At 73.8% G+C, this 2,162-nt stretch carries 1 protein-coding gene; it reads left to right on the top strand.

Annotation, left to right across the window (positions count from 1 at the left end; all coding sequences use genetic code 11):
• A partial coding sequence (locus EIO58_RS16675) for an ATP-binding protein (protein ID WP_127820415.1) occupies positions 1-2,162 on the top strand: 2,162 nt, incomplete at both ends.

Genomic DNA, 2,162 nt, shown 5'->3' on the forward strand with positions numbered 1-2,162 from the left:
GAACTCGCCACGCTCGTCGAGGCGTTCGGCGCGGGCGCCGATGGTCACCCGCGCACCGTCGTCGTGCGCGGCGAGGCCGGCATCGGCAAGACGCGACTCGTCCAGGAGTTCCTCGCCGAGACCGCCGCACGTCGCGGCGCGCTGCCGCTCGTGATCGCCGTCGGCCAGTGCGTCGATCTGGGCCCGATCGGAGCGCCGTTCGGGCCGATCCGCCGGGTGCTGCGCGATCTGCACGCGGCCGTCGGCACCGACGCGCTGCGCTCCGCGGCCGGCTCCGCGGCCGTCATCGCGAGCCTCGCGGCCCTCGTGCCCGGTATCTCGGCCGAGACTCACGACGCCGACGACCCGGCCGGCGAGTTCGCCGAGGCGATCGAGGTGCTCCTCGAGCGACTCTCGCAGGACCGGCACGTGATCGTCGTGATCGAAGACCTGCAGTGGGCGGATGCCTCGACCATGGCCTTGCTGAAGACCCTGGCCGCCACGCTCCGGGGCCGGCATCTCACGATCGTCGCAACGTACCGCTCCGACGACATCGACCGCTTCCACCCGCTGCGCCCCGTGCTCGCGGAGCTCGATCGCACGCGCGCGATCGTCCGCGTCGACGTCGAGCGGCTGAGCCCCGAAGAGGTGGCTGAGCAGGTCGCGCAGCTCGTCGACGGCCTCGACCCCCGCCTCGTCGACGCCCTCGCGGAGCGCAGCGGCGGCATCCCGTTCCTCGTCGAGGAGCTCGTCGACCTCGGCGACCGGGGCCTCCCCGACACGCTGCGCGAACTGGTGCTGGCGCGGTACGCGCGCCTCGGCGACGACGCGCAGCAGACCGTACGCACGATGGCGGCGGGCGGGATGCAGGTCGACCACGACGTGCTCGCGGCGGTGTCTCCGCTCGACGACCGCGCGCTCGACCTGGCGCTGCGCGAGGCGATCGACGCCCGTGTGATCCTCGCCGACGGCGCCGGATACTCGTTCCGCCACGCGCTCACGCGCGAGGCCGTCGAGGGCGAGATGCTGCCGAGCGAGCGCGTGCGCGTGCACCGGGGGTACGCCGAGTGCCTGCGGGAACGTGGCGACTCCCCCGACGAGGCATCCGCCATCGCCGAGCACTGGCTGGCCGCCCGCGACCTGCCGGCGTCGTTCGACGCCACCGTCCAGGCGCTGCGCCAGTCCCGCGCCCGCTTCTCGCCGGCGACCTCCGCGAAGCTCGCCGAACGGCTCACCGAGCTGTGGGACCAGGTTCCGGATGCCCCGGCACGGTCGGGAACGACGCTCCCCGAACTGCACCTCGAGGCCGCGCAGGCGTGGCACGATCTCGGCGACTCCGAGCGGTCGCTGCGGTCGGCGAGCGAGGGGCTCGCCGTGTGCCCCGACGATCCGATCACGCGCGCCGCGCTGCTGCGCCAGCGGTTCGTCGAGGTGTTCAACTTCGAGCACCGCAACCGCCGCGAAGACCTCCACGCCGCGATCGAGCTGCTCGAAGGCCAGAACCACGAACGAGCCCGGGCCCTGCTCTCGCGCGTGCTGACGAACGTCGCGATCACCGAGCACGGCGAGGATGCGCGCGAACATGCCCAGCGGGCGATCGCTCTGGCCGAGGAGGTCGGCGACGACGCGGCGCTCGGCGTCGCGCTGACCGTCGAGTCGTGGCGCATCTCGGACGACGAGGACGACGAGCCCGGCGCGCTCGCCTCGCTGGAGCGCGCGGCCGCCCTGCGGCTCGACCCCGCTCTCCGTGCCTACGCGGGCGCCGCGCAGATCGACCTGCTCGTGCGACTCGGGCGGTTCGACGAGGCCGTCGTGGTGGGTGAGCAGCACTACGCCGACGTCGTACGCGCGGGCATCGAGCGCGGCTCGGGGTCGTCGATCGCGTACTCGCTGGCGCGGGCGCTGTTGGGCATCGGGCGCGCTGACGAGGGTGTGAGGTTCGCGCGCCGCGCGCGCCGCCTCAGCGATCGGTCAGCGCGCGGCTCGGTGACGCGGCTGATCGCCACGCACCTCGCCTGGAACGACGAGCCGACGGCGCGCGCCGAGCTTCTGGCGTCCGAGAAGTCCGCGATCGACGAGCAGCTTCTGGCACACCCCGACAAGCGCGGCGCATGGGCGGTGGATCAGGCCGACGCGCTCATGACCGTGCGCGGGCTAGGCGCCTCGGCCGGGCCTCCACGCCC

The organism is Microbacterium sp. CPCC 204701 (genome assembly GCF_004010105.1).
In the GTDB taxonomy this organism is placed as follows: Bacteria; Actinomycetota; Actinomycetes; order Actinomycetales; family Microbacteriaceae; genus Microbacterium.